General features: G+C 44.2%; 1 protein-coding gene and 2 pseudogenes. 1 reads left to right on the forward strand and 2 read right to left on the reverse strand.

Features of this window, described 5'->3' with window-relative positions; genetic code table 11:
* Positions 1 to 119, forward strand: a pseudogene (locus J5224_RS30305) (antibiotic biosynthesis monooxygenase); the annotation flags it as partial.
* 115 nt (positions 120 to 234) lie between these two features.
* On the opposite strand, the pseudogene J5224_RS35675 reads toward J5224_RS30305, so the two are convergent.
* Both J5224_RS35675 and J5224_RS30310 read right to left on the reverse strand, forming a co-directional pair.
* Positions 235 to 351, reverse strand: a pseudogene (locus J5224_RS35675) (hypothetical protein); the annotation flags it as partial.
* A gap of 58 nt (positions 352 to 409) precedes the next feature.
* On the reverse strand, positions 410 to 964 hold a 555-nt coding region (locus J5224_RS30310; protein ID WP_264628752.1), incomplete at its 5' end, for a hypothetical protein.

The following is a 964-nucleotide window of genomic DNA, read 5'->3' on the forward strand; positions in this document are numbered from 1 at the left end:
ACCATGCGGCGCTGGATGAACATTGCGCCAGCGAACACTTCAAACGTCTGGTGCCAATGATCGATCAGCACAAACGAAAGGATGCGACCTATATATTGATGGGCGCTTTTGATGAATAATAATTTTAACCAATAGCAATCAAGAATGATCGTTAGGCCAGAGTCAACAAGACCTTTATCGGTGCAAAAACAAGGTCAAACGCGACACTGGCATCACAGACAAGGGTGTTCCAGCCTACTGCGATATACCCTCCTCCCCCGAAAGAATAATCTCCACCTGACTCTCCTTAAGCCGCACTTTCAACGCCGCAGGCGGCATTTCATCAGTAAACAGCGCGGCGGGTAAGGCGAGATATCATCGGCAGTGGGGTTGTACCAACGCACTCAACACCCCACTGCCGGTGAATATATCATGCCATGCAATCTCTGCTCTCAAGATATTTGAGTGATATTTGCAAGGTGATCAATCGGTAATTGATCCTTCCGATTCTATCATCATCACCTTTGAGTTGAGCTTCCATCTCCTTTACAAAGGCGTTGGTGATATCCAGATCGAAGAGACCATGCTCAAGCAAGGTGAGTTTAATGTCTGGATTTTTCTCTAAAAAAAAGCAGCTATAATCCATGACTTCATCACCACCGTAGTCATCTTTTATCTTGGTATCCGGGAATTGTCTGGCAAACTCAACCTCATTATCGGAGGCGTATTTTTTAACGATAGGGCTGTAGTTTTCGATCAAAGGCAATTGATTAAACGAAAGCTCAGACAGTGAATCCCAATTATTGGGTGTATCGAAACTGTAAATATCGACTTTATCGATTGAAAAAGTGTATCTCATCCCCAGCATTCCCAACGGTTGTACATTTATTTTAAACAGGTTTTTATATGCCGGTAAGGCCAACGCTTTGAGTTTCTCGAAATTATAAAAACGATAATAGGCTGCACCACCGAGCTTGGCGGGGGG

The sequence above is a fragment of the Candidatus Symbiopectobacterium sp. NZEC135 genome (assembly GCF_025962695.1).